Raw genomic sequence first — 25,605 nt, forward strand, 5'->3', positions numbered from 1 at the left:
TCCCCTCTCCAAGACCTTGCAGCACCACGGCTGCGAAAACAGTGGGGGTCAGGGTACTGTGCCCCTCCCTCATGTCAAATCGGTGGACGCCGGAAACGACAACGCCCGGCACAGGCCGGGCGTTGTTTCAAAGCAAGGCTGACTTAGCAGACCAGGCTCAGGGCATCGCGAGCGATAACCAGCTCTTCGTTGGTCGGGATCACCATGGCACAACGGCTGTCGGCGGTAGTGATACGACCTTCGCCACCCAGTACCGCGGCGTTGTTGGCCTCTTTATCCACCTTGAAGCCGAACAGGGCCAGACGCGCCAGCACCATCTCGCGCACCATGGCGGCGTTCTCACCGATACCACCGGTGAAGACAACTGCGTCCAGACGACCATCCATAGCGGCAGCATAAGCGCCGACATACTTGGCTACACGGTAGGTGAAGACATCCAGTGCACGCTTGGCACCCGCGTCGGTGGCGTAGTTGGTGGTGACGTAACGGCAGTCGCTGCTCACTTCAGTCATCCCCAGCAGACCGGACTCACGGGTCAGGGTGTGGTTGATCTGCTCCACGCTGTAACCAAGCTGGTCATGCATGAAGAAGACCACGGCCGGGTCGATATCACCGGAGCGGGTGCCCATCGCCAGACCTTCCAGCGGAGTCAGACCCATGGAGGTGTCAACGGATTCGCCGTTCTTGATGGCGCAAACAGAGGCACCGTTACCCAGGTGGCAGTTGATGATGTTCAGTTCATTCAACGGTTTGCCCAGCTCTTTTGCCGCTTCTTCCGCAATATAGCGGTGAGAAGTACCGTGGGCACCGTAACGACGGATACCGTGTTCACGATAGAGCTTGTGCGGCAGCGCATAGAGGTAGGCCTCTTGCGGCAGAGTCTGGTGGAAGGCGGTGTCAAAAACGGCCACGTTCTTGTCAGCCAGCTGCGGGAACACCTTCAGTGCGGCACGGATGCCGATAAGGTGGGCCGGGTTGTGCAGCGGAGCGAACGGAATGGCCGCTTCGATACCGGCAATCACGCCGTCATCAATGCGCACGGAGCGGGAGAACTGCTCGCCACCGTGTACGATACGGTGACCGATAGCTACCAGTTGCTCGGCAAGAGTCGGATCCTGCGGCAGGATGTGACCCACGATATGGTCGAGCGCTTCCTGGTGAGCGGCACCCGCTCCCAGCATGGCTTCGCCCTTGACCCCGTGGAGTTTCCATTTAATACGTGCATCATCCAGATTGAAGCATTCGGCCAGGCCGGACAGCATGTCCTCACCTGTTTCGGCGTCCATTACGGCAAATTTCAGGGAAGAGCTACCGCAATTAAGGATCAATACCAACTTGCTCATGTTCTACATCTTCCTGTGCTTCGGCTTTATGCCGACAGTGTCGTGTCATCCAAAAGAGGATGGGATTCCCCTGCCGGGGGCTTATGGTCGCAGGAGGGTGCGCCCAATTTTTAAATTCTTGATCTTGAAAGAGTCATCGCACCTTGAAGTGCGTATCATTCGTTTCAATTCTTGATCTTGAAAGAGTCATCGCAACTTGAAGCGCGTATCACTCGTTTCAATTCTTGATCTTGCAAGAGTCATCGCATCTTGAAGTGCGTATCACTCTCTTCAATTCATCACAGGGCAAGTGGCCCTGTAGCGGTCGGGTGGCTGACACCCAAGGATAGCGTTCAGCAGTTGGCCAGCAGATCCCGGTGCACCTTGACCACCAGCTTCTTTACCTTGGCCGGTTGGTTGAAGGTGCAGAGCGGGCGATGCAGTTCGCCCGGCCAGAAGATGGCGAAATCACCGGGTTGCAGCGCCAGATAGCTGGTCTGCTCATCATCGACAAACCAGAGATCGGGATGGGGATGGTCGGCGCCGTCGCTCACGTAGTCGTGGGGGCCCACACCTATCCACTCTTCACCGCGCAGCAGCAACTGGATATCGAGATAGTGCTGATGAAACTCGCCACGGCGATCCGCGGCTGGCTCGGTCATATCTTCGCTCACCAGACAGAACAGGTTCAGGCCATCGATCTCGGTCTTGCCAAGAGGCGCGTCATCCCAGTGAGCCACGCTCTTCACCACCTCGGCCATGATACGGGCCAGCGGCGCGGGCAGCGGCGTACGCTGCAGGGTGTTGAGGCTTCCGGTGATCATGGCGTCTGCTTCCTGTTAGATATATCTGCGCGGCATCTTTGCCAGCCAATGAAAAAGGACCCGTGACAGGTCCTTCAATAACACCGCCTGCGATCCGTGCAAACCGGCTTAGAGCTTTTGCTCATGTTCAGCGATAGAGGCACTGTTACACACTAGTCAGCACCTTGCCAAGAGGCATAAGCCTATTTTCACAGTGATCGTACCAGCTGAAACCATATTATTCACCACCCTTTTGCCATCGACTTTGACCAGACGCAAAAACGGGAGCATCAGCTCCCGTTTTTTTCGTCAAACCGCATTACAAACGGTTTCATTCAAACCTTTTCTGCATTTTCCACCGGTTTGGCATACATGGCACGCCAGATCGCCTTGTGCTCTTGTGGCACCTCTGACTGACGAGTCAGGAAGGCAGACTGTTCGATGGTATTGGCCTTGCCAGAGACATCCGCCGCCAGATAGTTGCTGGGGAAGAGGTGGTAACTGCTCCAGATCGCCTTGTCGATCAGCGCGGCCAATTCGTCCGGATCGTTGAACCCCTCGGTAATGGGTGCACCAAAGGAGACGTGTACCCGCCCCTTCATGCCGACGATACCGGCGACAATGCTCTCTATATCCTCGAACTCTCCCTTCTCGTAGCAACCGTTGACCGACTTCTCGTAGAGCTCGCGCGCCTTGGCTTTATCGGTGGGGTCGAGCTCATAGCTGATACTGACCGGCACGATATTGAGGCTGCGCATGTAGTCGACGAAGTCGATCTTCTGCTTCTTGCCGTCGACATAAAACATTTTGAGGATGGCGGGGTCGGTCTTGTCATCGCCATTCTTGGCGCGCCCCTCTTTCTGGGCGATCCAGATGGAGTGACCTTCGTGCACCGACTGACCGATGTAGGCCGACAGCTCGCCGAGCGCCTTCATCATCTCACGCGGGCCCTTGGCGGAACGCTTGACGATAAAGCTCTTGTTGAGCTTCATCAACTCGGTGGCACAGGGTTTGCGCAGCAGATTGTCACCGATGGCGATGCGCACTGTGTCGAAACCGTGGGTATGCAGTCCCCAGTTGACGAACGCCGGATCCATGGCGATGTCCCTGTGGTTGGAGACAAACAGATAGCCCTGCTCTTTCTTCAGATGCTCGATCCCGGAGAAGGTCACCCCCTTGGTTGAGGTGGCGATCATGCGGGCCATATAGCGGGTCACCCCGAGTTGTACCTGACGCACCGTGGTCACTTTTGACCACTTGCGGCGCAGGAACAAGCGGATCAGCGGGCGGATAGCCCAGCCCAGCCAGCTCATCAGGGAACCGAAACGATACTTGGCGATAGCACCGATAAATTCATCATCCTGGATCAGCCGTTCGATGGCGGCAGGCACTTCTTCATCGCGATAAGGGCGAATATCCGCGAATCTATCTACTTCAGTCACAATGTCAGCCTTGCATGCTAGGGAGTCGCGGCCAACCCGCGTTGGCCGGAAGAATTCAGGGCGCAATTTTACACGCTTTTATGGCAAGGGGTATGTGGCAAGCAAGAATAGTGAGATCTGACCAGTTAATTAATCACAAGATAGCGCCAACGCGACCGCAGCCTCGGCATGAATGGCAGTGGTATCGTAGAGCGGCACCGCCGCCCGAGCCTCGCCCACCAACAGGGCAATCTCGGTGCAACCAAGGATCACTGCCTCAGCCCCGGCTGCCGCCAGCGCGTCGATAATGGTCAGATATTCGCTGCGCGACGCGTCGCGGATCTCTCCCTGACATAGCTCGTCATAGATGATGCGATGCACCCGCTCACGCTGTATCTCATCAGGGACCAGCACCTCCAGCCCGAAGCGTTGTTGCAACCGCCCCTTGTAAAAATCCTGCTCCATGGTGAAGCGGGTGCCAAGCAGGCCGACTCGTGTTACCCCGTCAGCCATCAATTTGGCAGCAGTGGCATCGGCGATATGCAGCAGCGGGATGTCGATGGCCGCCTCAATCTCGGGAGCCACCTTGTGCATGGTGTTGGTACCGATCAACAGAAAGTCGGCGCCGCCATCCTGCAGCTTGCGCGCCTCGGCGGCCAGCAAACGGGCGGTGGCGGGCCAGTCACCGGCATGCTGCAACCGCTCTATTACCGCAAAATCGACGCTGTTGAGCAGCACCCGCGCCGAGTGCAGGCCGCCAAGCTGAGCCCGAACCCCGCGGTTAAGCGCCTGATAGTAACTGACGGTGGACTCCCAACTCATGCCCCCCAGCAAACCAATACACTTCATACCCACTCCTTACCTATCCCCGGTTGCCAGAACGTGCTGACGGGATCCTGCAACCACTAGATCCAGATCATCGCCACACAAGCAGCCGTCGCCAGTCCCATGCCCAGATTGAAACGGCGCCAGCCTCGGGCGGTACGAATAATTTGCCGAACCTGAGCACCAAAAAGCACCCAGAAGGCCCCGGTATAAAGGCCGGTAATAAAGAAGATGGCGATAACCCAGACAGCAGAAGGCCAGTAGGCCTCCCCCGCCAGGGTGAAACCGCTGATGGCGGAGAGCGCCATCATCCATGCCTTGGGGTTGAGCAGTTGCAGCATGGCCCCTTGATGGGGCGGGATCAGCGACCTGTTACCCTCGGCCGGACCGCTGGCGGTTGCTACCTTCCACGCCAGCCAGAGCAGGTAGACAGAGCCGATGAGCCTGAGGCCATCATGCAGCAGCGGCACTTTCTCAAATACCACCCCAAGCCCCAGCGCCGTGGCCAGGATCATCAGATTGATCCCCGCCACCACCCCCACCAATAGCGGGATCGTGCGGCGAAACCCCTGCGCCGCCCCGGCACTGGTGAGCAACATATTGTTAGGACCCGGCGTACCACAGGTGACCAACGCAAATCCCGCCAGGGGCAGTAACCAGTTCAGATCCATCTCAACCTCTTGTCGATGCACAGCCCCGTGATGGGGAAAGCCTTCTAATATGCAGAGCCTGCACTGTGACGACAAGGCCGAAATCACCCTTTCTTGCCACCCTCTTCCACCTGCGCGGTGCAACTCAATACCAGAGCATCACTACGCAGAGTGCCGTCAGTAACCCAAGCGAGCCATTGAGTCGTCGCCAGCCCCGATCCGTGCAGATCCAGTTGCTCAGTTGATGGCCAAAGAGCACCCAGACAAAGCAGGTTGGCAACGCCACCAGCACAAACATGGTCATTACCGCCAGCTGACTCGGCCAGTAGCTGGTACCGGAGAGGCTGAACAGACTGATGGCGGAGATCCCCATCATCCACGCCTTGGGGTTGAGAAACTGGAACCCCAACCCCTCCAGCAGGGTCAGTGGTCGCGCCCGCCGCGCCGGATCGCTTGGGGCCCCCGCCACCGCAATGCGCCACGCCAGCCAGAGCAAATAGAGGCTGCCAAAGATCTGCAGACCGAGCCGCAGCAGTGGCCAACGCTCGAACAGCGGATAGAGCCCCAGCGCCAACACCAACTGCAGTACCGGTTGCCCCACCCCCACCCCGATCAGATGTGGCAGGGTGCGGCGCACCCCGAAGTTGGCGCCCGAGGCCGTCAGCATCAGGTTATTGGGCCCCGGCGTACCGCAGGTGAGCACGGCAAAACCGAACAGGGTGACATACCACTCCATCGTCATTTTATTACTCCTAGCCCGCCACATTGTATCGATACAATGTGACCATCGATGTTGTTTGAGGTGTGAAATTCACGCTATATTGGGAGCAAATTTGGATCAATGGATTTATTGTCACCATGACAATCTGGACTCCGGACCTTGCCGCTTTTGATGGCCCCCTCTACCTGAAACTGGTCAAGGCGATCGAACTCGCCATTTGCGATGGCTCGCTGCCCGCAAAAACACGATTGCCAACCCACAGAGCCCTGGCGGATCGGCTGGGCGTAACGGTTGGCACCATCACCCGAGCTTATAGCGAGGCGGAACGGCGCGGCCTGCTGGCCGCCAGAGTGGGCCACGGCACTTGGGTTAAGGAGAGCGGGGGCAAGGGGGTCAGTTCAGACCCTGCCAATGAGTGGGTGATACGCACCGAGGAGGGGCCGCGCATCGAGTTGTGGCAAAACCTGCCGGTCCAGCTTGACCGAGCCGCCCTGATCAACCCCTTGCTGGCGGAGTTGGGTCAGGGCGACCTCAACGCACTGCTGGGCTATGACAAGGAGGCTGGTCGCCCGGATCAGCGGCAACGCTTTATCGACTGGCTGACCAGACAAGGGATTGCGGCGCAAGAGGAACGTCTGCTATTCAGCCACGGCGCCCAGCACGGCATCATGCTGGCACTGCTGGCTACCAGCAGCGTGGGAGAGACCATTCTGTGCGAGGGGCTCAGCTACCCCGGCATGCTGGGCAGTGCCCGTCAGCTGAAAAATAAGGTGGTCGGGCTGGCGATGGATGACGAGGGGCTACTGCCCGATGCGCTGGAAGCGTCCTGCCGCACCCGTCGCGCCAAGCTGCTCTATCTCACCCCCACCCTGCAAAATCCAACCACAGCCATCATGAGCCCGGCACGGCGAGAGGCCATCATCGCCATTGCCCGTCGCCATGACCTGCTGATCATCGAGGATGACGTCAACGGTCTGCTACCCGAGCCACACCATGTCCCGCTGGTCAATCTGGCGCCGGAACGGGTCATCTATCTGGGCAGTCTGGCCAAGATTGCCTGTGGCGGCATGCGGGTCGGCTTTGTGCTGGCTCCGGCACATCTGCAACAACCCCTTGCCCAGGCGATGCGATTATCGAGCTGGATGGTGAGCCCGCTGCTGGTCGAGCTGGCCTGTAAACTGGTGAGTCAGCCCGGCATTGACCAGCTGATCCGCGAGCAACGGCAGATCCTGGCACGTCGTGGCGAACTGCTCCGTCACTTGTTGCCCGCAGCCCGCTGGCAACAAGGGGCAATGCACGCCTGGCTTCCCCTGCCGGAGCCCTGGCGCAGTCAGGAATTTGCGGCCGCCGCCGATGCCCTTGACGTCGGGGTAGCGAGCGGGGAACACTTCGCCGCCGGCCAGTTTGCCGCCCCGCAAGGGGTACGCCTGAGCCTGAGCCAGCCCGCAACCGATGCCCGGGTAGGGGAAGGACTGGCTCGTCTGGCGCAACTGCTGCAAGGAACGCCCCCCTGCAATCCCCTGCTATAGTCAGGGCCAGCTCACTGGCCGCCGAGGAGAAACCATGCCCCCGTTCAAAACCGCCCTGCTCGTCTCGACCCTGCTGCTGGGAGGGTGCGCCTCTCAGGCCCATCAACAGCTGGGCAACGTCATCAGCGGTCTGGAGGGGGAGATGCAGCGGCTGGAAGAGGAGCTGGCCGCCATGAATGGCCTCAACTATCAGAAGGCGATCGATGCGCCATTGAGCCTGCGCCGCTATCTGCAAACCCCTACCCCGACACCGGAGGGGCTGGTGCCGGTGCACAGCCAGTTACAGGATGGGCCTCGGCTCAGTTATGACTACCGGTTGCCGGAAGGGATGAGCACACTGCCGCTGGACAACCCCTGCCAGCGCTATGAGTTCGAGTTGCGCCACCTTGGTCATCTCGGAACGCTGGTACTCGCCTGGCAGGGGCAACAGGGCAATGGCTCCTGGCAGATCCGCCAAGCCGACTGCCCCTTTTCTTCCGGGGCAAACACGACGCAATAACGGCTCATCATGCCCGCGCCGCCACTCAGTCTGCTACTGTCAACTTTTCACTCATGAAGCACTGTGCCTATGTTCCTCTTGGGTCTACCATAATCAACTCTATGGCTTGTCACAGGAAGTGCGTGCATGACGATACTACTGCTTGGAGAGGATCCCCTGCTCCGTAACGCCATCACCAAAGAACTGACCGAACAGGGCGTGGCCGCCGACCGGATCCACTACCACAGCAACTTGAGCCATGAACGCACTGGCCTGCTGGCCCTGCTGCAACAACAGCCGTTCACCGCCATTATCTGCCAGCAAGACAAGCAACAGGGGCAGGAGGGAGCCCGCCTGCTGCACGAAGCCCACTATCTCGGCCTGCTACAACCCGCTTGCGTGCTGCTGTTGCTGGACGCCGACCAAAGCGAGCGAGAGTTTCTCCCCTCGGATCTCTATTTCTCCCTCTATCTGCCGCTCCCCTTCATGACCCTGCAGTTCACCCAGGTGCTGAGCCAACTGGTAGAGCTAAGCGCGCTGACTCGCTCACTGGCCGCCCCCATCCTGCTGCGAGAGTGGCTGCTGGCCACCACCCTGTGTGAAGATCTGCTGTTTCAGCGCAAAAACCGCTCACTGACCCCCTGGCTGGATCGACTCAAAGGTTACCTGTTGCTGCAATCGACGGAACGGGTCACCGCCGCCCAGCACTATGCCCTCTGCGCCAACGAGTATCAGGCAAGCTGGCCAAGGGCCGGACTCTTCTATGCCATGCTGGGGCTGAATAAATTGCAAAGTGCCCAGACCGACTTCCAGCGCCATCAGGCAAAACTGCCAACTGCCACCCGGCTGGAGCTGCAACTTGCCAGTCAGCTGCATCAACATCAGTGGCACCCAGCCTGGGAGACCATGAACGAGTTGCAGCAGGTGCGCCCCCACCAGCCCCGCTGGCACCAGTTGGCCATGCTGCTCGGATTGATGTTGCAAGATGAAGAGAAGGCGCTGGAACAGGCCAGCAGCCTGACCCTGCGTTATTTCGGCGAGCAGCGCATCCGGCTCGCTATCGACAACTTTATGCTCAGTGCCAGTCTGGCGGTGCTGTGGCACGCCCCCTCCAGCAACCGGATCCGCTCCTTGCAACAGGAGTGGGATCACCTTAAACGCACCGTCCACCTGCATCCCTACGAATATGAACTACTGCAGGCACTGATGCTGGGGCTGGATTACCGCTTCGATGAAGCACTGCTGCTGATTGCCCACCATCAACCGGACGAGGCAAACACCAGCCACCTCGCCCTGCTGCTGGGCTTTGCGGTCAGTCAGTTCTGTGGTCTGCCTCACCACGCCCAGCGCTACCTGACCCAGCTGACCCACTACCGCAGCAGAGTGGCCCCCCACCCGCTCACTCACCAGCTCTTTCACCATCTGGTCGCCGAGCTGGGGCATCGCCTGACAGCCCGGGAACAGCGCCTGAGCGAGCTGCGTCAGGCCCGCCACAAGGCGATCCAGACCAAGCAGTATCAGGCCGCCCTGCAAGCCGGGCTGAAACTGCTGGAGGAGTTTCCCGCCCTGCCCGGCGATGCCTGGCAACTGCTGGAGCTGCTGCAACACTGCTGGCCAGCAGGCATGGCGGCCCCCAAGGTAGCGCTGCTGGTCGACACCCTGGAGCGGCGCCTGCGCCACAGCCCGGCCTTTCTGGAACAACATGCACAGCAGTACCATCATACGCTGCACGAGATCCGCACCCACCTGCAGCCTCATCTGTCGGGCAGTGGTCCCTCCAGCCTGCTCGACGGACGACCCGAACAGTGATCGCGATGGTGTAGGCCGTCTCCCGCCAGATCCCACCCGGCATCATGACCTGCGCCGAAATAGAGAGAGGGGAGCCGATGCTCCCCTCTCTGCTTGCCATGTATCTTGCAATCAACGATACGGTGGCTGCTGGCGGTTATCTCTCGCCGGGCTCAGGCCAGCGCGTCACTCTCCAGCGCCACTTTCAGAAAATCCTTCCAGCTGATGATGCCGACCAGGGCACCATTTTCCAGCACCGGCAGGCAGGAGACATTATTCTCCAGCATCAGTTTGACGCCAGCACGTACCGACAGGGTCGGCGCTATGGTAATAAGCTGGCGGCTCATAATCTGGTGGGCCCGCTTGGCGAGGGTTTCGGTGTCGCGAGTCATCTCGGCTTCGGAGTCGAGATAGGGGCTGATGGCGCGGAACAGATCCCGATCCGAGATAACCCCCACCAGCTCCCCCTCCTCCAGCACCAGCAGGTGGCGAAAGTGAGCCTGCTCGAAGATATCTCTGACGACATTGAGCCGATCATCCATAGAAACGGTGGCGACTCGGGTCGTCATGATGTCCCTGATAAGCATGCTAACCTCCGGTATCCGAACTGGTTTCTCTGTTATGGCATGTTTTTGCCCTGCCAGCCAGTGGTCAGCCCTTCACCAAAGTGCAAATCCGCGCCTTTTCACGTAAGATCCGCGCCAGTTTTTCTCCTCCATTTGAGCCAAGCAGACCAATCCATGATAGTTGCCAGTCAAATCGAACTGATCCGCGGCGGCCGCAAGCTGCTGGACAACGCTTCCGCCACCATTCACCCCGGCCACAAGGTGGGGCTGGTCGGTAAAAACGGCTGTGGCAAGTCCACCTTTTTTGCACTGGTACGGGGCGAGCTGGCCATCGACAGCGGCACCTTCAGCCTCCCCGCTGGCTGGCAGATCGCTGGCGTGGCGCAGGAGACCCCGGCGCTGGATTGCTCCGCCCTCGACTACGTGATCGACGGCGACAAGGAGTTTCGCGCACTGGAAGCCCAGCTGGCCCAGGCCGAGCAGGATGACAATGGCTTGCTGGTAGCCGAGCTGCACGGTCGTCTCGATACCATCGGCGCCTACAGCATTCGCGCCCGCGCCGCCGAGCTGCTGCACGGCCTCGGCTTTGCCGACGAGCAGCTGAGCTCTCCGGTACGCAGCTTCTCCGGCGGCTGGCGCATGCGCTTAAACCTTGCCCAGGCGCTGCTCTGCCGCTCCGATCTGCTGCTGCTCGATGAACCGACCAACCACCTGGATCTCGACGCCGTCATCTGGCTGGAGAAGTGGCTCAAGGGCTATCAGGGCACGCTGGTGCTGATCTCTCACGACCGCGATTTCCTCGATTCGGTCATCAGCCGCATCATTCACATCGAGAACGGCAAGCTCAACGAATACACCGGCGGCTACTCCGACTTCGAACTGCAGCGCGCCGAGCACCTGGCCCAGCAGCAGTCGATGTACGAGAAGCAGCAGCGCGAGATGTCCCACATGCAGGCGTATGTGGACCGCTTCCGCTACAAGGCCTCCAAGGCCCGTCAGGCCCAGAGCCGCCTGAAAGCGATGGAGCGGATGGAGAAGATCCTGCCCGCCCACGCCGACTCCGAGTTCAGCTTCGAGTTTCGCGAGCCGTCGGCCCTGCCGACCCCGCTCATCGCCATGGAGAACCTCTCTGCCGGTTACGGCGACAAGGTGATCCTGGAGAAGATCAAACTCAATCTGGTACCGGGTTCGCGCATCGGTTTGCTCGGTCGCAACGGCGCCGGTAAATCCACCTTTATCAAGATGTTGTCGGGCTCCAACCCACCGCTCTCCGGCAAGCTCGAAGTAAGCGCCGGGGTGAGCATCGGCTACTTCGCCCAGCATCAGCTGGAGACCCTGCGTCTCGACGACACCCCGCTCGATCATCTGGCCCGCCTCGCGCCGGACAAATCGGAGCAGGAGCTGCGCAACTATCTGGGCAGCTTCGGCTTTCACGGTGACAAGGCGCTCGACAAGGTGGCCCCCTTCTCCGGCGGTGAAAAGGCGCGGCTGGTGCTGGCCCTCATCACCTGGCAAAAGCCCAACCTCTTGCTGCTCGATGAACCGACCAACCACCTGGATCTGGAGATGCGCCACGCCCTGACCATGGCGCTGCAGGGCTTCGAAGGGGCCATGGTGGTGGTATCACACGACCGCCACCTGCTGCGCACCACCACCGACGACTTCTATCTGGTGCACGGTGGCCGGGTCGAGCCGTTCGACGGCGATCTCGACGACTACCACAAGTGGCTCGGCGAGCAGGAGAAAGAGGCCAACGCCAAACCGGCCGATGGCCCCGCCTCTGCCAACTCGGCGGTCGCGCGCAAGGATCAGAAACGGCGCGAGGCGGAGTTCCGCCAGCAAACCCGTCCGCTGCGCCAGAAGCTGGAAAAGCTCGAAGCGAGCATGGAGAAGCTGCAGGGCAAGCTGGCCGACATCGAGAGCCAGCTGGCCGATCCGGCTATCTACGAGGAGAGCGCCAAGCAGAAGCTCTCCGAGCTGCTCAAGTCCCAGGGCCCCATCAAGGAGGAGCTGGAGAACGTCGAGATGGAGTGGATGAGCCTCTGTGAAGAGCTGGAAACCATGGAGCAGGAATTCCTTGCGTGACGAGATGCTGATGGCCCCGGAGCGGGTCGCGGCCCATGAACTACCCTCCCCGCGCGGCTTCTGGCAGTGGAGCGGCGAGGTGTACGGCGCCCGCAGCCACGACTGGCTCACCGTGCAGGAGCTGGGGGGCAACGTCAATCTGGCCCTGCTGCTGCATCGCCTCGATAAGCTCATGATCCCGGTCGATCTGCTCGACCTGCAGCCCGCGCTGCTGCAAACCGAAGCCGTGCTGACCCCCTGGCGCGCCCTGCGCCAAAATGCCAAGGGGCGGCTCGGCGAATCCGAATATCAGGCCATGCTGGCCCACGAGCTGGAGCTGGAACGGCTCCAGCAGGGGGTGCTGCTGCAAACCCTGCGCAGCCTCACCCTGGTGCGCGGCAAGAGCCAGAATCTGTTGAACTATCTATCGCTACTGGGGGCCACGCAGGGCCCCCTCAGAGACCTAATATGCTGAGTTATCGCCACGCCTTTCACGCCGGCAACCACGCCGACGTGCTGAAACACACCGTTCAGGCCCTGATCATCGAGTCCCTCAAGAAGAAGGAGAAACCCTTCATCGTGCTGGATACCCATGCCGGTGGCGGTCTCTACGACCTGCGCGGCGAGTGGTCACAGAAGAAGGCGGAGTATGCTGACGGCATCGGCCGCCTGTGGGGCGAACGCGGCCAGTGGCCCGCCATGGCCCCCTATTTCTCTGTCATCGACGAGATGAATAGCGATGGTCAGCTCCACTACTACCCCGGCTCACCGGAGCTCTCCCGCCGCCTCACCCGCGAGCAGGACAAGCTGGCGCTGATGGAGCTGCACAACAACGAAGTGGAAGATCTGCGCGCCAATATGGGTTACGACCCGCGCGTTGCCGTCCACCATCGTGACGGCTTCGAAGGGCTGGTCGCCCTGCTGCCGCCCACCCCGCGCCGCGGGCTGGTGCTGATCGACCCGCCCTATGAGCTCAAAGAAGATTACTTTGCCGTAGTCGATACCCTGAAAAAGGCGCAGAAGCGCTGGGCCACCGGTATCTACGCCCTCTGGTATCCCATTCTGGGTGAAGAGGCGGACAAATCCCGCGACATGCTGCGCGCCATCAAGCGCGAGAACTTCGGCAACGTCCTGGTCGCCGAGCTGGAAGTGGCCGGTCAGACCAAGGATTGGGGCATGAACGGCTCAGGGATGCTGATCATCAGCCCGCCCTGGATGCTGGCCGAGCAGATTGAAGCCTTCCTCAAACCCCTCTGTGCCAAGCTGGCGCAGGGCGCCGGAGCCCAGTACAAGGTCGAGTGGCTCAACAAGGTCGAAGAGTAAGCCTTCGCCAGCCTGCTCTGGCGCCCGTTCAACGCGCCAGCGAGGCGGCCAGCCCAGCCGTTCACCGTGGCGGCATGGCCAGCAAAGAGAAGCCCCGTTCAGGGGCTTCTTGTTTTTTACCCGCCACTGCTTTTACCTACCGACACTTTTACCCGTCAACACTTTTGCCCCAACAGCGACCTTGCGTCCCATCTGCACACCAGACCAGCCGTTATTGATTAATTAGTTGATCTCGCTCAGGAATTCCCCGCATCCCCCTTTCCCTTGGCCAAGGTGTCGGTACTATAGCCAATTGGCAACACGCGCCTCGTCGGAGTCACCCCATGAGCCATACCAGCCACACCCCGTTGGTTAAAAGCAGCAGACTGGAGGCTGAAATTCAGGGGCGGTAGCCATACCGGTGCCATCCATGAAAAATAAATTAACCGATTTTTATACAGCAGTAATTATTGTGCTAAAAGAGAAAGTCAAAAAAACAAATTCCACTTCGAATTTTTCCAGTAAAAAATAATTTAAACCAGATTGTTAATGATAATAAATCACGCTGAATAATAATTATATTAAATGATAAGGAAAGGGAATGGAGCATTTGATCACAACAGTAATAACGAGTGCACTTGTGGCTACAGTAGTTGGGGCCTTAATTAACGCTTGGCTCGATAGTCGGAAATCGAAACATGCTACAAGATTTGATGCACTAAGCACAGCTGTCGCACTTGAAGGATATGCACTAACCTGCGCGGAAAGAATAGCTGACCATGATCTAGCCATTAGCTCAAATGGTCACGCTGGAACATTTCTAAGTGGCATTCCTGAGCTACCAGAATTATCTGTAGTAGCAGGATTTCTTCACCCAAAGAAGGCATCAGTTGCCAATCGGCTGATGATTTTCCATCAGGAAATTCGCCAGTCAGATCAATACATTTCATTTATGTGGGATGTTGGTGCAGATGTAGAAGTAACACGTAGTATTGCAGTTAGTGAGGTTGCACACATCGGCCTCAAGGCCTTGGTTTTAGCAACCGAAATCCGCTCAGTCTTTAGATTGCCTATCCGTGAATTAGTATTTGGAGAATTTAATGTACGGCAAACTCTGGAAAGTAGTTCTAAGGAGCAGGTAAATGGGTAGGGCCGTAGGCTCGATTAGCGAAGCGTAATCGGGCATTCTCGAAAAGGGTTCCGGGTTCAGCGTATTTCGCCACCAAGGGAAAGGAACGTGGCCTAAAAAGTTGGTGTCCCAGATTTTCGTGCTACGATTCAGGTTTGTCTGTGTGGTAAGTAACGGAAATTCGGTGGATGCAGCTAACAAGATAAGGCCGCAGATGCTTACCACACAGCGGCTTGGGGAATTATATGCTTGGAGAAAAAATGGACGACATCATATATTTAGCAATGGAAGAGCTGAAAGAAAAATATGCACCTCATACAATCATTCTTTATGGCTCTCATGCTCGTAATGAAGCAACGGAAACGAGTGATATAGACATTGCGTGTTTCTGTGACTGCCCGAATGAGCAGAAAGATGCAAGGTTATTTCACGGTATTTATCTTGATGTATGGGTTTACCCAACCGATTATCTAGACTCAATACCTGATGAGGCACTTCGCTTCGGTGACGGAAAAATAATTTATGATACACAAGGTTTAGGGATCGACTACTTAGCTAAAGTGAAGAAAAAGCTCGCAGATGGTAAACCGGCAATGTCTGCTGCGGATAAAGTACACCTTCAAGAGTGGGCAATGAAGATGCTAGAGCGTGCGCATGATAAAGACTTAGATGGTACTTATCGTCGTACATGGCTTCAACATGACCTTCTAGAGATATATTTTGAAATTCGTGGCTTGTGGTATTTAGGCTCAAAGAAAAGTTTCCAATATTTACAGCAGCACGACAAACCCATTTTAACTTTATTTGACAAAATGTATAAAGACCCCTTAAACCTTGACTTGTTGGCAGCTTTAACAAAACAAGTGGTATGTATATAACAAACCCTTCAAAAGGGTTCGCAATAGCTCGTAGGTTCGATTAGCTAAGCGTAATCGGACATTCGCAAATAAGTTATCGACCACAAGGGAGATACTTGATATACATCGCTCTGAATTTATTTCGGCGATCACTTCTATATTAAATAGCTGCCACAGGTGGCTGGATAATATGCCCGCCAGACACCATCCGACGACGCTCCCCCACGAACGTCTGATTACGCTGCGCTAATCAGACCGACCAAAGAGAGATGCTCATAACAAGCTATCAGGATCGGGGGTTCCCCTTGCGGGGCCATAATTGGCCTTTCCATAAAGGTGCAAAAGGTCTGTGGTTCGCTATAAGTTGAATTTATGGGTTTCCCACTAATGACCAAACTTTTGCTTATAGTGGCTATCGCTGGCCTGAAAACGCCCACTTACCGGCCGCAGGGCGCTTGTCATATACTCTTCCGCTCTTATGACACGCCGGGGAGGCGTTGATATGCCGTCACAGACTCACACTTTTATCGTCAATGGCAGCGCGCAGCCCTGCCTGCGGGCGGGCAGCGGCGAGCCGCTGCTGCTGATCCACGGTGCGCTGGCCAACCACACCCTCTGGCTCGAACATATCGAGCTGCTCTCGCAGCACTACACCGTCTATGCCCCCACCCTGCGCCACTTTGGCGAGGCGGGCAAAGAGGGGCAGTTTGGCCTTGAGACCCATGCCGGCGATCTGCTTGCCCTGCTGGAGCAGTTGCCGTGCGGGCCAGTGCATCTGGCGGGCTGGTCATACGGGGCGGATGTCGCCCTGACCGCCGCCCTGATGGCGCCCGAGCTGTTTCGCTCACTCTGTCTGGTGGAGCCGGGTTGTCCCGGCGCCCTCGATGAGCAGGGTCTTGCCGCCTTTATGGCCGATGCCGGTGCCATGTTCGGCCCGCTGTTTGGACAGGTGCAGGAGGGCAAGTTGCCGCAGGCAGTCGCCAGTCTGATCGATGGCTCGAGTGGCCGCGGCGGCTATTTTGCCAGCCAGCCCGCCAGGTGGCAGCAGGCGCAGCTGGTCGAGGCCGCCAGCCTGCCCAAGCAGTTGAGCCAGAGCGAGCGCCCCGACTGGTCGCCCACACGCCTTGCCACCCTGACCCTGCCCGCCTGCGTGATGCTGGGAGCGGCGACCCGCCCGCTGTTCACGCTGGTCGGCGAGGCTCTTGCTGCGCAGCTGCCGCACTGCCAGCTCAAGCGGATCGAGGGGGCCAACCACCTCTACCCCATTGAGGAACCCGTGGCCTTTGCCAGTAGGTTGCAGGAGTGGCTGACAACACAGTAAAAAACCGCAGCATCATGGTTCCGGTTTGGCATTATCTATTTGGGAACAAATATGAGAACAGCAAAGCAGGTCTTGGTCATTCCCTTTGTGATTCGCGATGCCGTGTTGCAGCTGGTGATATTAAAACGTGCGGATCTCGAGATATGGCAATGGGTGGCAGGTGGTGTCGAGGAGAACGAATCGCTTGATGAGGCCGCGCGACGCGAGTGCAGCGAAGAGCTCGGTATCGCATGTCGTGACAATCCACTCTTGCCGCTCGAATCGCACTGCACAATCCCCAAGTGTCACTTTGATTTACAGGGTGCCGCTTATGATCATATTTATACCGTCACCGAGCATGCCTTTGCCATCGAGTTGAAGGTGAGTGACAAAATTGCGCTGAGCGAAGAACATTCAGAATATATGTTTATTGCCTACCCGCAGTTAACAGATCTAAAAACATGGGACAGCAATAGCAACGCTGCCTGGGAATTACGCCAGCGTTTGCTGGATAACCATCTGATCGTGGCCTGATGTCATCTTGAATAATCGCGTCTATCACAGCCGTAATGTACTTGCTTGTTGGCAGTGACTGCGGGTCGCAATCTTGCCTGCCCTCTTTGATGGGAGAGTGCTCGCTGCAGTGCAGAGGCCCCCTGATACTGGCGGAACGGATAAATCTGTGTAATGACTGGTACCGCTGGCATTGGGGTGCATGGCCACACTCAATCAGCCCCCCGGCCACTATGCCCCCTCTGTCATCCCCCGCACGCCTTGATACTCAACCTCGCAGGGAAGGCATCATTTACCCCTCGATGCCAATTATTCGATACAGGTATCGCATTAATTAATTTGTTGATCTTGGCCCGCAAATTTCCCTCTCAGCCTTCCCCTCCTTGCCATACCCGCTACCATACCCGCCAGACATAGATGCTTCGCTGACGCCCCCATGATTCATTCTCTCCAGCTGCAGCCAAAACGTGCCGACAGGGAGGGAAATATAGGACGAGCCTTGGCAAGAAAAAAAGCGCACGGTCTGGCCAGCAGGTGTATGCAATAACCCGCCTGAGCCACACCGACATAACCAGAAGCGCACGATCTTATCGCCCTGAAGTAGAGTTGCTTGCTTCATGAATTTGTCTGTTACCCTGCATGAATGGAAGTTCTCATGAGAGGAAAAATACCCAAAACCGAGCTCCTGGTGACATTTGAAGTGGTTGCTCGTCACGAAAGCTATACACGCGCCGCAGAGGAACTTTCACTCACCCAGAGTGCGGTGTTCAGACAAATATCGGCATTGGAAGATTTTCTGCACACCCCATTATTTAGTCACGCCAAGAAACGCATTTTTCTCAATGCTGCGGGTAAGCATTATCTGACGATTGTTAAGGAGACCCTTAACAAACTGGAGCGCGATACCAGCATGATAATGACCTGGCAACCCGCCGTTCAAGTGGTTGAGTTGGCGGTCAATCCTACCTTCAGCACCCATTGGTTGATCCCCAATCTGTGTGAGTTCAATGCAATAAACCCCGATATCACGGTCAATATTCACTCGTTGGCCAATACCGGTGATTTTTTAAATCGTGAATATGATGCGGCCATTATGCGGGCAGATTTTTGTCCGCCTTGGTCAGAGGTGGAGTATTTGTTTGAAGAGGAAATTTTGCCGGTATGCAGCATGAGCCTGTTACCAAAGGCAGGGCAAAAACTGGGGGTCGAGGAATTGCTCAGCGAATTTCCGCTACTGCACCAAAGTACCCGCACCAATAGCTGGCAAGAGTGGTTCGCCCTTTCCGGCATCACCAACCAGCAGGTCAATGTTGGCCCTCGCTTTGATCTGCTGTCGATGCTGATTGCCGCAGTGCGCTCCAATCTTGGCGTGGCGCTGCTACCCCGCTTTGCCATTCAGCACGATCTGGATTGTGGCGAGATGGTGATCCCCTGCGATGTGCCGATCCGCACCGGCAATCGTTTCATCATGACCTGGCGAGAGGAGAAGTCACATTCGCCGCAGCTGCAAATTTTCCGCAAGTGGTTGTTGGATAAATCGGCTATGTCAGCCATCGCTTGATGCGTCAACGCCGCCATTTCGCCACCATTAGGGGCATGGATGCCTCTTGCCATTACCCGGCCAACGAAGGTCAGTCTCTTGCTGACCCCTGTTGTACTACCTGATGTTTGGGGAGCGAAAGCAATACCTGCGCAGCATGCCACGACCCGGCATGCTCACCAGTCAATCCCGGCCTGCGCCTGAATACCACTGTCAAAGGCATGTTTCACCGGACGCAACTCACTGACCGTATCGGCCAGCTCCAGCAAGCGGGCATGGCAACCGCGTCCGGTCACGATCACGCTTTGCTGAGACGGGCGATTGGTAATGGCATCAATCACTTCCTGTGTATCGAGATAGTGATAGGCCAGCATGTAGGTGAGCTCGTCAAGCACCACCAGATCGTAACGGGCATCGGCCAGCATGCGTTTGCTCTCCTGCCAGACCTCCGTGGCAGCCTGAATATCGGTCTCGCGATTTTGCGTCTCCCAGGTAAAACCGGTTCCCATGATGTGAAACTCAACCCCGAGCGGATGCAGGGTGTTGTATTCCCCATTATCCCACTGACCTTTGATGAACTGGGCGACACCCACGGTTTTACCGTGGCCGATGGCACGCGTCGCCGTCCCGAATGCCGCCGTGGATTTCCCTTTGCCATTCCCGGTAAAGATGATGAGGATCCCTTTCTGCTCCGTCGCCGCAGCCACTCGGGTATCGACCTGCTCTTTCAACTTTTGCTGACGCTGGCGGTGCCGCTCTGCATTGGATTGCGCTTCCATAAATGCTCCTTAAATGTCTCGCCGGGCAACATGCACCGCGATGTTAGCTGTTCGATTTACGATGCTCGCGTCAAAAAGGTTGCGCTCATGGTGCAATCCATCGAGAAGAAACAAAGGCCAATTTTCATTGGCCTTTTGTGTTCACTGCATGGCGACTTCAGCGTCGGTCACCGGCTCTTCTTGCACCGGCGTTTTCACCTGCGCCTCACCGCGACAGCCTGTGCCGAAGTGCTCCCCTTCCCAGCGACTGACAATGGCCGCCCCCATGGCATTGCTCATCACATTGGTGGCGGAACGCCCCATATCGAGGAACGGATCAACCCCCATCAGCAAAACCAACCCCGCTTCCGGGATGTTGAACTGACTGAGGGTTGCGGCAATCACCACCATGGACGCACGCGGTACACCCGCCATCCCTTTCGAGGTCAACATCAGGATCAGCAGCATGGTGATTTGCTCGCCCATGGTCAATTCGATATTGCATGCCTGAGCGATAAACACCGCGGCAAACGAGCAGTAGGCCATAGAGCCGACCAGATTGAAGGAGTAACCAATCGGCAAGACGAAGCTGGCAATTTTGGAAGAGACGCCAAATTTTTCCAGCTTGTTCAGCGTACCGGGGAAGGCAGCCTCCGAACTGGCCGTAGTAAATGCCAGCAGTGCCGGCTCCATAATTGACCGGGTCAAGCGGCGAATGCAGGGGCCGACAATGACCGTCGCCAAACCAATCAGGATCACCCACAACAAGCCCAGAGTCAGGTAAAACTCACCCATAAAGATACCCGCGCTGACCATGACGCCCAGACCCCGCTCGGCAATCAGCCCGGAAATGGCGGCGAAAACGGTCAATGGCGCAAACAGCATGACGTAGCCTGTGAGCTTCAACATCACATAAACCAGGCAGTCGAGCACCTTCACGATCGGCTCGGCCTTTTCGCCAATGGCCGCCAGACTGCAGCCGAGGAAAATCGAGAACACCACGATTTGCAGGATTTCGTTGCGTGCCATGGCGTCCACCACGCTGGTCGGCACCGCATGGGAGATAAATACCTTCAGCGTAAAGGGCTCAGACTTGATGGCATCGACGACACCGGCATCATGGGCAACAAAGTTAATACCGACACCGGGCTGGAACAAATTGACGATCACCAGACCCAGGGCAATGGAAACCAGCGAGGCACAAATAAAGAGGAAGAAGGTTTTCGAAAAGATACGACCCAGCGTTTTGGCATCCCCCATTTTGGCAATTCCGACCACCAGGGTAGAAATAACCAATGGGGCAATAATCATTTTAATCAAGCGCAAGAATATGGTGGTAAAAATGGATATTTCCTGAGCATACACCTTTGCTGTATCTACCGTTGCCATCTCATTAATGGCAACCCCGGCGATCATGCCTAGCATCAAGCCGACAACGATCATTTTGGTTAAACTTATTTTCTTCATGTTTACTCCATCGGGTAAAGGCTGGCGACGGTGCAGGATTTTACTATGCAGGGGAGACCACACCTGACCTGGAACAGCGGCGCAGGTGTGATCTGATTGTGACCAACCTCATGAATTATCTGGCTATACAGTGATACAGCAAATATCTGTATACCAATGGATATTATTATATTTGTAGTTACTAGAGGTCGAACTCAATACTGAGCAATGGTGCATGTTGCTGCGCACCATAAACATCATTGTCACCGACGCTGCCGGAAACAATATCCCGTGGCATGATAATTTTCACCGCATTGGCGGGCTCGAACCAGATAATACGGTGAATCATGTCAGGTTTTACGTTATATAACTTGGCAATAAGCTGCGGGGTTAATTGCTCCGCATATTTCACCCGTTGATAGTCCTCCCTGGTTTTAAACATAATATCCAGCACCAGTTCATACGGACCGGCATTTTTGGAACGAATCACCTGCGCCAGTGAGCAAATCGGGTATTTCATGGTTGAACTCCTTCTGGCGTCACCTGCTCCATGCGGAAATCAAAGCGCAGCTCATCGCTCGCCTTAATCAGGTGATAAATCGAGAACTCATAGACAGGGCCGCTCGGTATATCAGAGGGCGAGAACGGGAAGGCCAGGTTACCCGCTGTCGCAATCCGGTTTTCATAGCCGTAGTGCAGCAGGGTGGAACGCACCAGCGAACAGACGCTATTGGCGATATCCTGGGTCGGTGCCACCACGTCCAGCACGATACCCAGTTCGTGGCCGGCAGACTGCATCGGTTCATGGTTGCCCATCACGCCGTTCTTGCCGTACAGGTGGAACGTCATGCGGATACTGTCGTCGTTAAGCGAGAGGTTACGCTTTACGCTGGCCTGCACCTCTTCGAGGATATTGTCTATCCCGGCAATCATGATCGGGTCGCGCGCCCCGGCGATGGTCAGGCAGCGGAAGCCAACCTGCCGTGCCCCTTCCAGTTTGAGCGTGTATGGCGTGGTCTCATGACGGGAGCCACTGACATAGACCTCCCCCTCGTTGACTGCCTTGAAGCGACAATCCTTGAGGTTCAGCACGCCACCCGGCCCCGGCAGGAAGTAGGGATCGGACTTCTCATACAGGGTGTGCGCGGCGGCAGAGGTCTCGGTGAATTTGCGCTTCGGGTTGAAGGTCTTCAGGGTAAAGCCGTTGTCATCGATGATCCCCATCGCACAATCGGAACCGGACCCCGGTGTGGCGGCAATCGCGGCACACTCCAGGATCTTGCCGCAGTGCAGGGCCAATCCTTCATCGAAACCCTGCATAATCGGCAACGCCGCGAAGCAGACCGGATCATACGCACGGCCGCCCAGAACCACTTGCGCCCCGGCAGCCAGTGCACGCTGGAACGGCTCAACCCCCATCTGCGCCACTATGTAGGTGCTCTGTTCGATCGCCTCGTGGGTCAACTCCGGGACAAAATCCAGCGCCGTGATGTTGCCGTTATCCAGTGCCTGATGAACGATCGCTTTATCAACATCCGACGGGATCAATGCCATCGAAAAGGAGAGCTGCTCTTCCCGGGCGATCTCGAGGATGATTTGGCGACACCACTCAAGGTGTGGTGCCGCACCAGACCCACCAGCGGTACCAATCACCACGGGTATGTTGTTTTTGACGCCAGCCGTGATCATGTAGCGCAGATCGCGCTTCACCCCGGCCCGATCGGTGAAGGGTTTGCCTGCGCCCAGATAGTGGGGGCCGGGATCCGATGAACCGGCGTCCACCGCAATCAGATCCGGCGCCTCTGCCATGGCTTTCAAAAAGCTCTCTTCCGGAAAACCGTAACCCAGGATCGCCGTCGGCGATAAGATCTTGAAGGTACGTGCCATCTCTTAATCCTTAGCCTGCAACAGCGCGATGGTGCGGTTCATTTCGTTAAACACTATGTTCAGACCTTCGTCGAACCCCATACCCGGCTTGATCAACATCCGCATCGGACGGGCAGCCAGCGCCACATGGACACAGGTACGGGCACTGATCTCGGTCTCGTTGCAGGTACCGCCCTGATAGGCTTCCATGTTGTGCTGGTTGCAATAGAGCACTGCATCAACGATGTTGTGAATGCTGCCAAGATCCGGCGTCTTGATCTGCACCATGTGGCAGCTGCCAGCATCGGTGAAATCAACGATGTCCTGATAGGTGTTGCACCATTCGTCAGCGACAATCTTCACGCCAGAGCCCAGACGGGTCAGCTCTTGGGTGATCTCGGTCAACAGGCGGATCTGATCGGGTTTGTTACCTGCATCCACCGGGCCTTCAATGTAGAGCGGCAGCCCCTGCGCTTCCGGCTCCAGGCTGGCGATGTACTCGGCGCAACGCACCGGATCCATGTCAAAGATGAGGCCGATGGTGCCATACACATCGATATGCAGCGTCGGGTGATAGCTCGTGCTGGTGCGCAGAGTGAGGATCCGGTCGGACAGCCAGCGCACATACTCACGCAGTTTCTCGCCTTGAAAGCCCAGCTTCTCCTCCACGTTGTTGATGAGCGCATGGGGCAACACGTCGACACCTTTGATGATCATCTTGTCGACGGCGATATAGCGGTCATCACCGCTCTGGCCAAATAACGGGATAGCTTCCGGCACCCGGGGCAGCCGCCATTCGTTGCAGATCACTTCCGTTTTCAGACGACCGGTCGCCAGCGCGGTGGCATCGAGCAGCGCCTGCGACAGACCATAGCGAACCGCGGTATGCAGCAGTTTGCCCTCGATGCGCAAGGTGTCGAAGAAGCGGGCATTGGGCAGGAACTCATCGACAGCGCGGCCTTCCAGCAGCGGTTTAATGTAGTCATTGAGGAATGGAATAAAGTGATCCGCGAGGAACAGGGGATCACGACCGCCTGCCCCGGAGTACTGGACGGCGGCACAGTCACCGACCGCGACCATGCCGTTGTCCAGGATCAGCTGTACCGACACGCATTCACCCGCCTGACGTACAGAGGTAAAGCCCGGGGTCACCGGCTTGCCGGTATAAATGAATCCATCATGACCCGCTCCGTCTTTAATCGCCTGCTGATCATCGAAATAGAATGAGGAGTAACCAGCAGTGAACAGGGCCTGTTTAATTTTCATCATGGTCTTCCTATTAATTGACTGTGGGATACGGCATTGATGTCATCAACAACCATCTGGAAGGAGGGCTTGCGCCCTTCAGAGAGCGCACGCTCGGCGATGTAATCGTGGTGCATGGCGAGAATATCTTTGGGCAGAGGAACAGCCCCGGCTTCAAGGACGCGGATCGCACCGGCGTTATCGCGAACCGGCAGCATTTTCCCGGCGTTACAGGTGGCCGGTGCAAACGGCACATCCAGTACCCCCGCTTCGAAGGCCAGCACGGTGCCGCGAGCGATATCACCGTTGCCCAACTCGAAGACACGCTTCAGCACGGCGCGCACCTCGCTCTTGATCAGGTCAACCTCCTGTCTGACGGCAGCGCACGGCGGGAATTTCTGATCACTGACCATATTCAGCATCTGGCGCGAGGCCTTCAGCCCCTGGAGGTTGGCGGCAGCCGTCGGAATGCCGAAGGCTTCGTGCGGGCTCTTGGTGATCACCTTGGTGGCCCCGGACATACCAGCAACCGCCGCCCCCCAGGAGATGATGGCAAACGCCTTGGATTCATCTTCCGGGAAGCCCCCCATCCACTGGTGGAAGACAGTGCTCAGCTCGTAATCTTCGCAACCGAAGTTATGGAAATATTCGTGGGAGAGCTCGCGCAGCGACTGGATCGCGGCGATATCCTGGGTCAGGCTACCGACCTGGCCGTAACCGACGGTGATCGATTTCACCCCCTGCTCCAGCGCCAGCAATCCTTCGATAATGGCCACCGCATGTGACATGAACGGCGGGATCAGGGTGCCGGTCAGTGGGCCAAACGGCTCGCGATTGATACGGATGCCGTGCTCTTCATAGAGCCCCATCAGACGGTCGCAGTACTGCCAGTCGCGGATTGATTTCTCCAGAGAGACCCTTTTGGCATAAGGGATGTTGTAGGAGATGCCGCCGCCTTCATAGCTGGTGAAGCCGCTGGCCATCGCGATTTCGGCGAGCAGACGCGCATCCGGCGTACCGTGGCGAACCTGGATCGGTTTTGCCAGCGCTTCCGTCATCCGGCGGCAGGCAGCTACGCCATGGTTAACCACCGGCAAGCCATTGAGTTTGGAGGTGCCAGCCTCGATGGATTTCTGGATCCCGATGGCGGCCTCTTCATAGCGGTTCAGACGGGTATAGGCATCGATGGTGCTCGGCAGCAGATCGCACTCTTCCTGCAAAGTTTTCAGCAGCTCGATGTGTTCGTCCATCAGCGCCACACCAGCCCGTGGCTGACTCAGCGTCTTGCCCTCCTGGTCGGCCTTCATCAGGGCTTGAGAAAAGCGCTTGTGCTCGGGAATTGTCTGCTGGTACTTCACACCCTCTTCGAAGTTTTCGACGTCTTTGCCGGTGTGCCAGGTCTGCAATACCTGATGCCGCTCGGTCATGAATTCGTCATAGGTCAATTTCTTGTTTCGAAGTTCCATTCGTAGCTGCCTTAAT

Annotated in this window: 24 protein-coding genes; 11 read left to right on the forward strand and 13 right to left on the reverse strand. The window is 57.1% G+C overall.

Features of this window, described 5'->3' with window-relative positions:
• Positions 1-143 precede the first annotated feature (143 nt).
• The 6 genes from ACE1BR_RS09440 to ACE1BR_RS09465 form a co-directional block, all read right to left on the reverse strand.
• Positions 144-1,343: an acetate kinase gene (locus tag ACE1BR_RS09440; RefSeq protein WP_374869633.1), complete on the reverse strand. Its 1,200-nt coding sequence runs from the start codon at positions 1,341-1,343 to the stop codon at positions 144-146.
• 332 nt (positions 1,344-1,675) lie between these two features.
• Positions 1,676-2,146, reverse strand: a complete 471-nt coding sequence (locus ACE1BR_RS09445; RefSeq protein WP_374869635.1) for a YhcH/YjgK/YiaL family protein — start codon at positions 2,144-2,146, stop codon at positions 1,676-1,678.
• Between the two features lie 314 nt (positions 2,147-2,460).
• Positions 2,461-3,567, reverse strand: a complete 1,107-nt coding sequence (locus tag ACE1BR_RS09450; protein ID WP_374869637.1) for a 1-acyl-sn-glycerol-3-phosphate acyltransferase — start codon at positions 3,565-3,567, stop codon at positions 2,461-2,463.
• A 129-nt stretch (positions 3,568-3,696) separates the two neighbouring features.
• Positions 3,697-4,395, reverse strand: coding sequence for an aspartate/glutamate racemase family protein (locus ACE1BR_RS09455; RefSeq protein ID WP_374869639.1), 699 nt, complete (start codon positions 4,393-4,395; stop codon positions 3,697-3,699).
• Between the two features lie 56 nt (positions 4,396-4,451).
• Positions 4,452-5,042 (reverse strand): LysE family translocator, encoded by a 591-nt coding sequence (locus ACE1BR_RS09460; protein WP_374869641.1) that lies wholly within the window; start codon positions 5,040-5,042, stop codon positions 4,452-4,454.
• Positions 5,043-5,166: 124 nt separating this feature from the next.
• Positions 5,167-5,763: a LysE family translocator gene (locus ACE1BR_RS09465; RefSeq protein ID WP_374869643.1), complete on the reverse strand. Its 597-nt coding sequence runs from the start codon at positions 5,761-5,763 to the stop codon at positions 5,167-5,169.
• Between the two features lie 116 nt (positions 5,764-5,879).
• Here ACE1BR_RS09465 and ACE1BR_RS09470 point away from each other — a divergent pair, with 116 nt between their 5' ends.
• The 3 genes from ACE1BR_RS09470 (at position 5,880) to ACE1BR_RS09480 (ending at position 9,558) form a co-directional block, all read left to right on the forward strand.
• Entirely contained in the window at positions 5,880-7,271 is a 1,392-nt protein-coding gene (locus ACE1BR_RS09470; protein ID WP_374869645.1) for a PLP-dependent aminotransferase family protein, read from the forward strand.
• Between the two features lie 34 nt (positions 7,272-7,305).
• Positions 7,306-7,770, forward strand: coding sequence for a hypothetical protein (locus tag ACE1BR_RS09475; protein WP_374869646.1), 465 nt, complete (start codon positions 7,306-7,308; stop codon positions 7,768-7,770).
• A gap of 126 nt (positions 7,771-7,896) precedes the next feature.
• A complete protein-coding gene (locus ACE1BR_RS09480) occupies positions 7,897-9,558 on the forward strand; it encodes a hypothetical protein (RefSeq protein WP_374869648.1) in 1,662 nt (553 codons plus the stop codon).
• Between the two features lie 152 nt (positions 9,559-9,710).
• On the opposite strand, the gene ACE1BR_RS09485 is transcribed toward ACE1BR_RS09480, so the two are convergent.
• Positions 9,711-10,124 carry a CBS domain-containing protein gene (locus ACE1BR_RS09485; RefSeq protein WP_374869650.1) on the reverse strand — a complete coding sequence of 138 codons (414 nt, stop codon included), beginning with the start codon at positions 10,122-10,124 and terminating at the stop codon, positions 9,711-9,713.
• 153 nt (positions 10,125-10,277) lie between these two features.
• Here ACE1BR_RS09485 and ACE1BR_RS09490 point away from each other — a divergent pair, with 153 nt between their 5' ends.
• The 8 genes from ACE1BR_RS09490 to ACE1BR_RS09525 all read left to right on the forward strand — a co-directional run bounded on the left by ACE1BR_RS09490 (position 10,278) and on the right by ACE1BR_RS09525 (position 18,829).
• A complete protein-coding gene (locus ACE1BR_RS09490) occupies positions 10,278-12,188 on the forward strand; it encodes an ABC transporter ATP-binding protein (protein ID WP_374869652.1) in 1,911 nt (636 codons plus the stop codon).
• Positions 12,181-12,642, forward strand: a complete 462-nt coding sequence (locus ACE1BR_RS09495; RefSeq protein WP_374869654.1) for a DUF2390 domain-containing protein — start codon at positions 12,181-12,183, stop codon at positions 12,640-12,642. The genes ACE1BR_RS09490 and ACE1BR_RS09495 overlap by 8 nt, the downstream gene beginning before the upstream one ends.
• On the forward strand, positions 12,636-13,490 hold the full coding sequence (locus ACE1BR_RS09500; RefSeq protein WP_374869656.1) for a 23S rRNA (adenine(2030)-N(6))-methyltransferase RlmJ: 855 nt from the start codon (positions 12,636-12,638) through the stop codon (positions 13,488-13,490). Before ACE1BR_RS09495 ends, ACE1BR_RS09500 begins: the two co-directional genes overlap by 7 nt.
• Before the next feature lie 580 nt (positions 13,491-14,070).
• On the forward strand, positions 14,071-14,619 hold the full coding sequence (locus tag ACE1BR_RS09505; RefSeq protein WP_374869658.1) for a hypothetical protein: 549 nt from the start codon (positions 14,071-14,073) through the stop codon (positions 14,617-14,619).
• A 239-nt stretch (positions 14,620-14,858) separates the two neighbouring features.
• Positions 14,859-15,476 (forward strand): nucleotidyltransferase domain-containing protein, encoded by a 618-nt coding sequence (locus ACE1BR_RS09510; protein WP_374869660.1) that lies wholly within the window; start codon positions 14,859-14,861, stop codon positions 15,474-15,476.
• Between the two features lie 481 nt (positions 15,477-15,957).
• A complete protein-coding gene (locus ACE1BR_RS09515; protein WP_374869662.1) occupies positions 15,958-16,776 on the forward strand; it encodes an alpha/beta fold hydrolase in 819 nt (272 codons plus the stop codon).
• A 51-nt stretch (positions 16,777-16,827) separates the two neighbouring features.
• Positions 16,828-17,289 carry an NUDIX pyrophosphatase gene (locus ACE1BR_RS09520; protein WP_374869664.1) on the forward strand — a complete coding sequence of 154 codons (462 nt, stop codon included), beginning with the start codon at positions 16,828-16,830 and terminating at the stop codon, positions 17,287-17,289.
• A gap of 634 nt (positions 17,290-17,923) precedes the next feature.
• Positions 17,924-18,829, forward strand: a complete 906-nt coding sequence (locus ACE1BR_RS09525) for a LysR substrate-binding domain-containing protein (RefSeq protein WP_374869666.1) — start codon at positions 17,924-17,926, stop codon at positions 18,827-18,829.
• Between the two features lie 155 nt (positions 18,830-18,984).
• Here ACE1BR_RS09525 and cobO read toward each other — a convergent pair whose 3' ends face one another.
• From cobO to ACE1BR_RS09555, 6 genes are all read right to left on the reverse strand, one after another.
• The gene (gene cobO / locus ACE1BR_RS09530; RefSeq protein WP_374869668.1) at positions 18,985-19,587 is read right to left on the reverse strand and encodes a cob(I)yrinic acid a,c-diamide adenosyltransferase; all 603 of its coding nucleotides are present in this window, start codon (positions 19,585-19,587) and stop codon (positions 18,985-18,987) included.
• A gap of 141 nt (positions 19,588-19,728) precedes the next feature.
• Positions 19,729-21,033 (reverse strand): dicarboxylate/amino acid:cation symporter, encoded by a 1,305-nt coding sequence (locus tag ACE1BR_RS09535; RefSeq protein ID WP_374869810.1) that lies wholly within the window; start codon positions 21,031-21,033, stop codon positions 19,729-19,731.
• A gap of 181 nt (positions 21,034-21,214) precedes the next feature.
• Positions 21,215-21,532, reverse strand: coding sequence for a DUF4387 domain-containing protein (locus tag ACE1BR_RS09540; RefSeq protein ID WP_374869670.1), 318 nt, complete (start codon positions 21,530-21,532; stop codon positions 21,215-21,217).
• Positions 21,529-22,899 (reverse strand): acyclic terpene utilization AtuA family protein, encoded by a 1,371-nt coding sequence (locus ACE1BR_RS09545; protein WP_374869672.1) that lies wholly within the window; start codon positions 22,897-22,899, stop codon positions 21,529-21,531. The genes ACE1BR_RS09540 and ACE1BR_RS09545 overlap by 4 nt, the downstream gene beginning before the upstream one ends.
• Before the next feature lie 3 nt (positions 22,900-22,902).
• Positions 22,903-24,144: a methylaspartate ammonia-lyase gene (locus tag ACE1BR_RS09550; protein ID WP_374869674.1), complete on the reverse strand. Its 1,242-nt coding sequence runs from the start codon at positions 24,142-24,144 to the stop codon at positions 22,903-22,905.
• Entirely contained in the window at positions 24,144-25,589 is a 1,446-nt protein-coding gene (locus tag ACE1BR_RS09555; RefSeq protein WP_374869675.1) for a methylaspartate mutase subunit E, read from the reverse strand. Before ACE1BR_RS09555 ends, ACE1BR_RS09550 begins: the two co-directional genes overlap by 1 nt.
• Between the last annotated feature and the right edge of the window lie 16 nt (positions 25,590-25,605).

It is taken from the genome of Aeromonas sp. MdU4, from assembly GCF_041929505.1.
Taxonomy (GTDB): Bacteria; Pseudomonadota; Gammaproteobacteria; order Enterobacterales; family Aeromonadaceae; genus Aeromonas.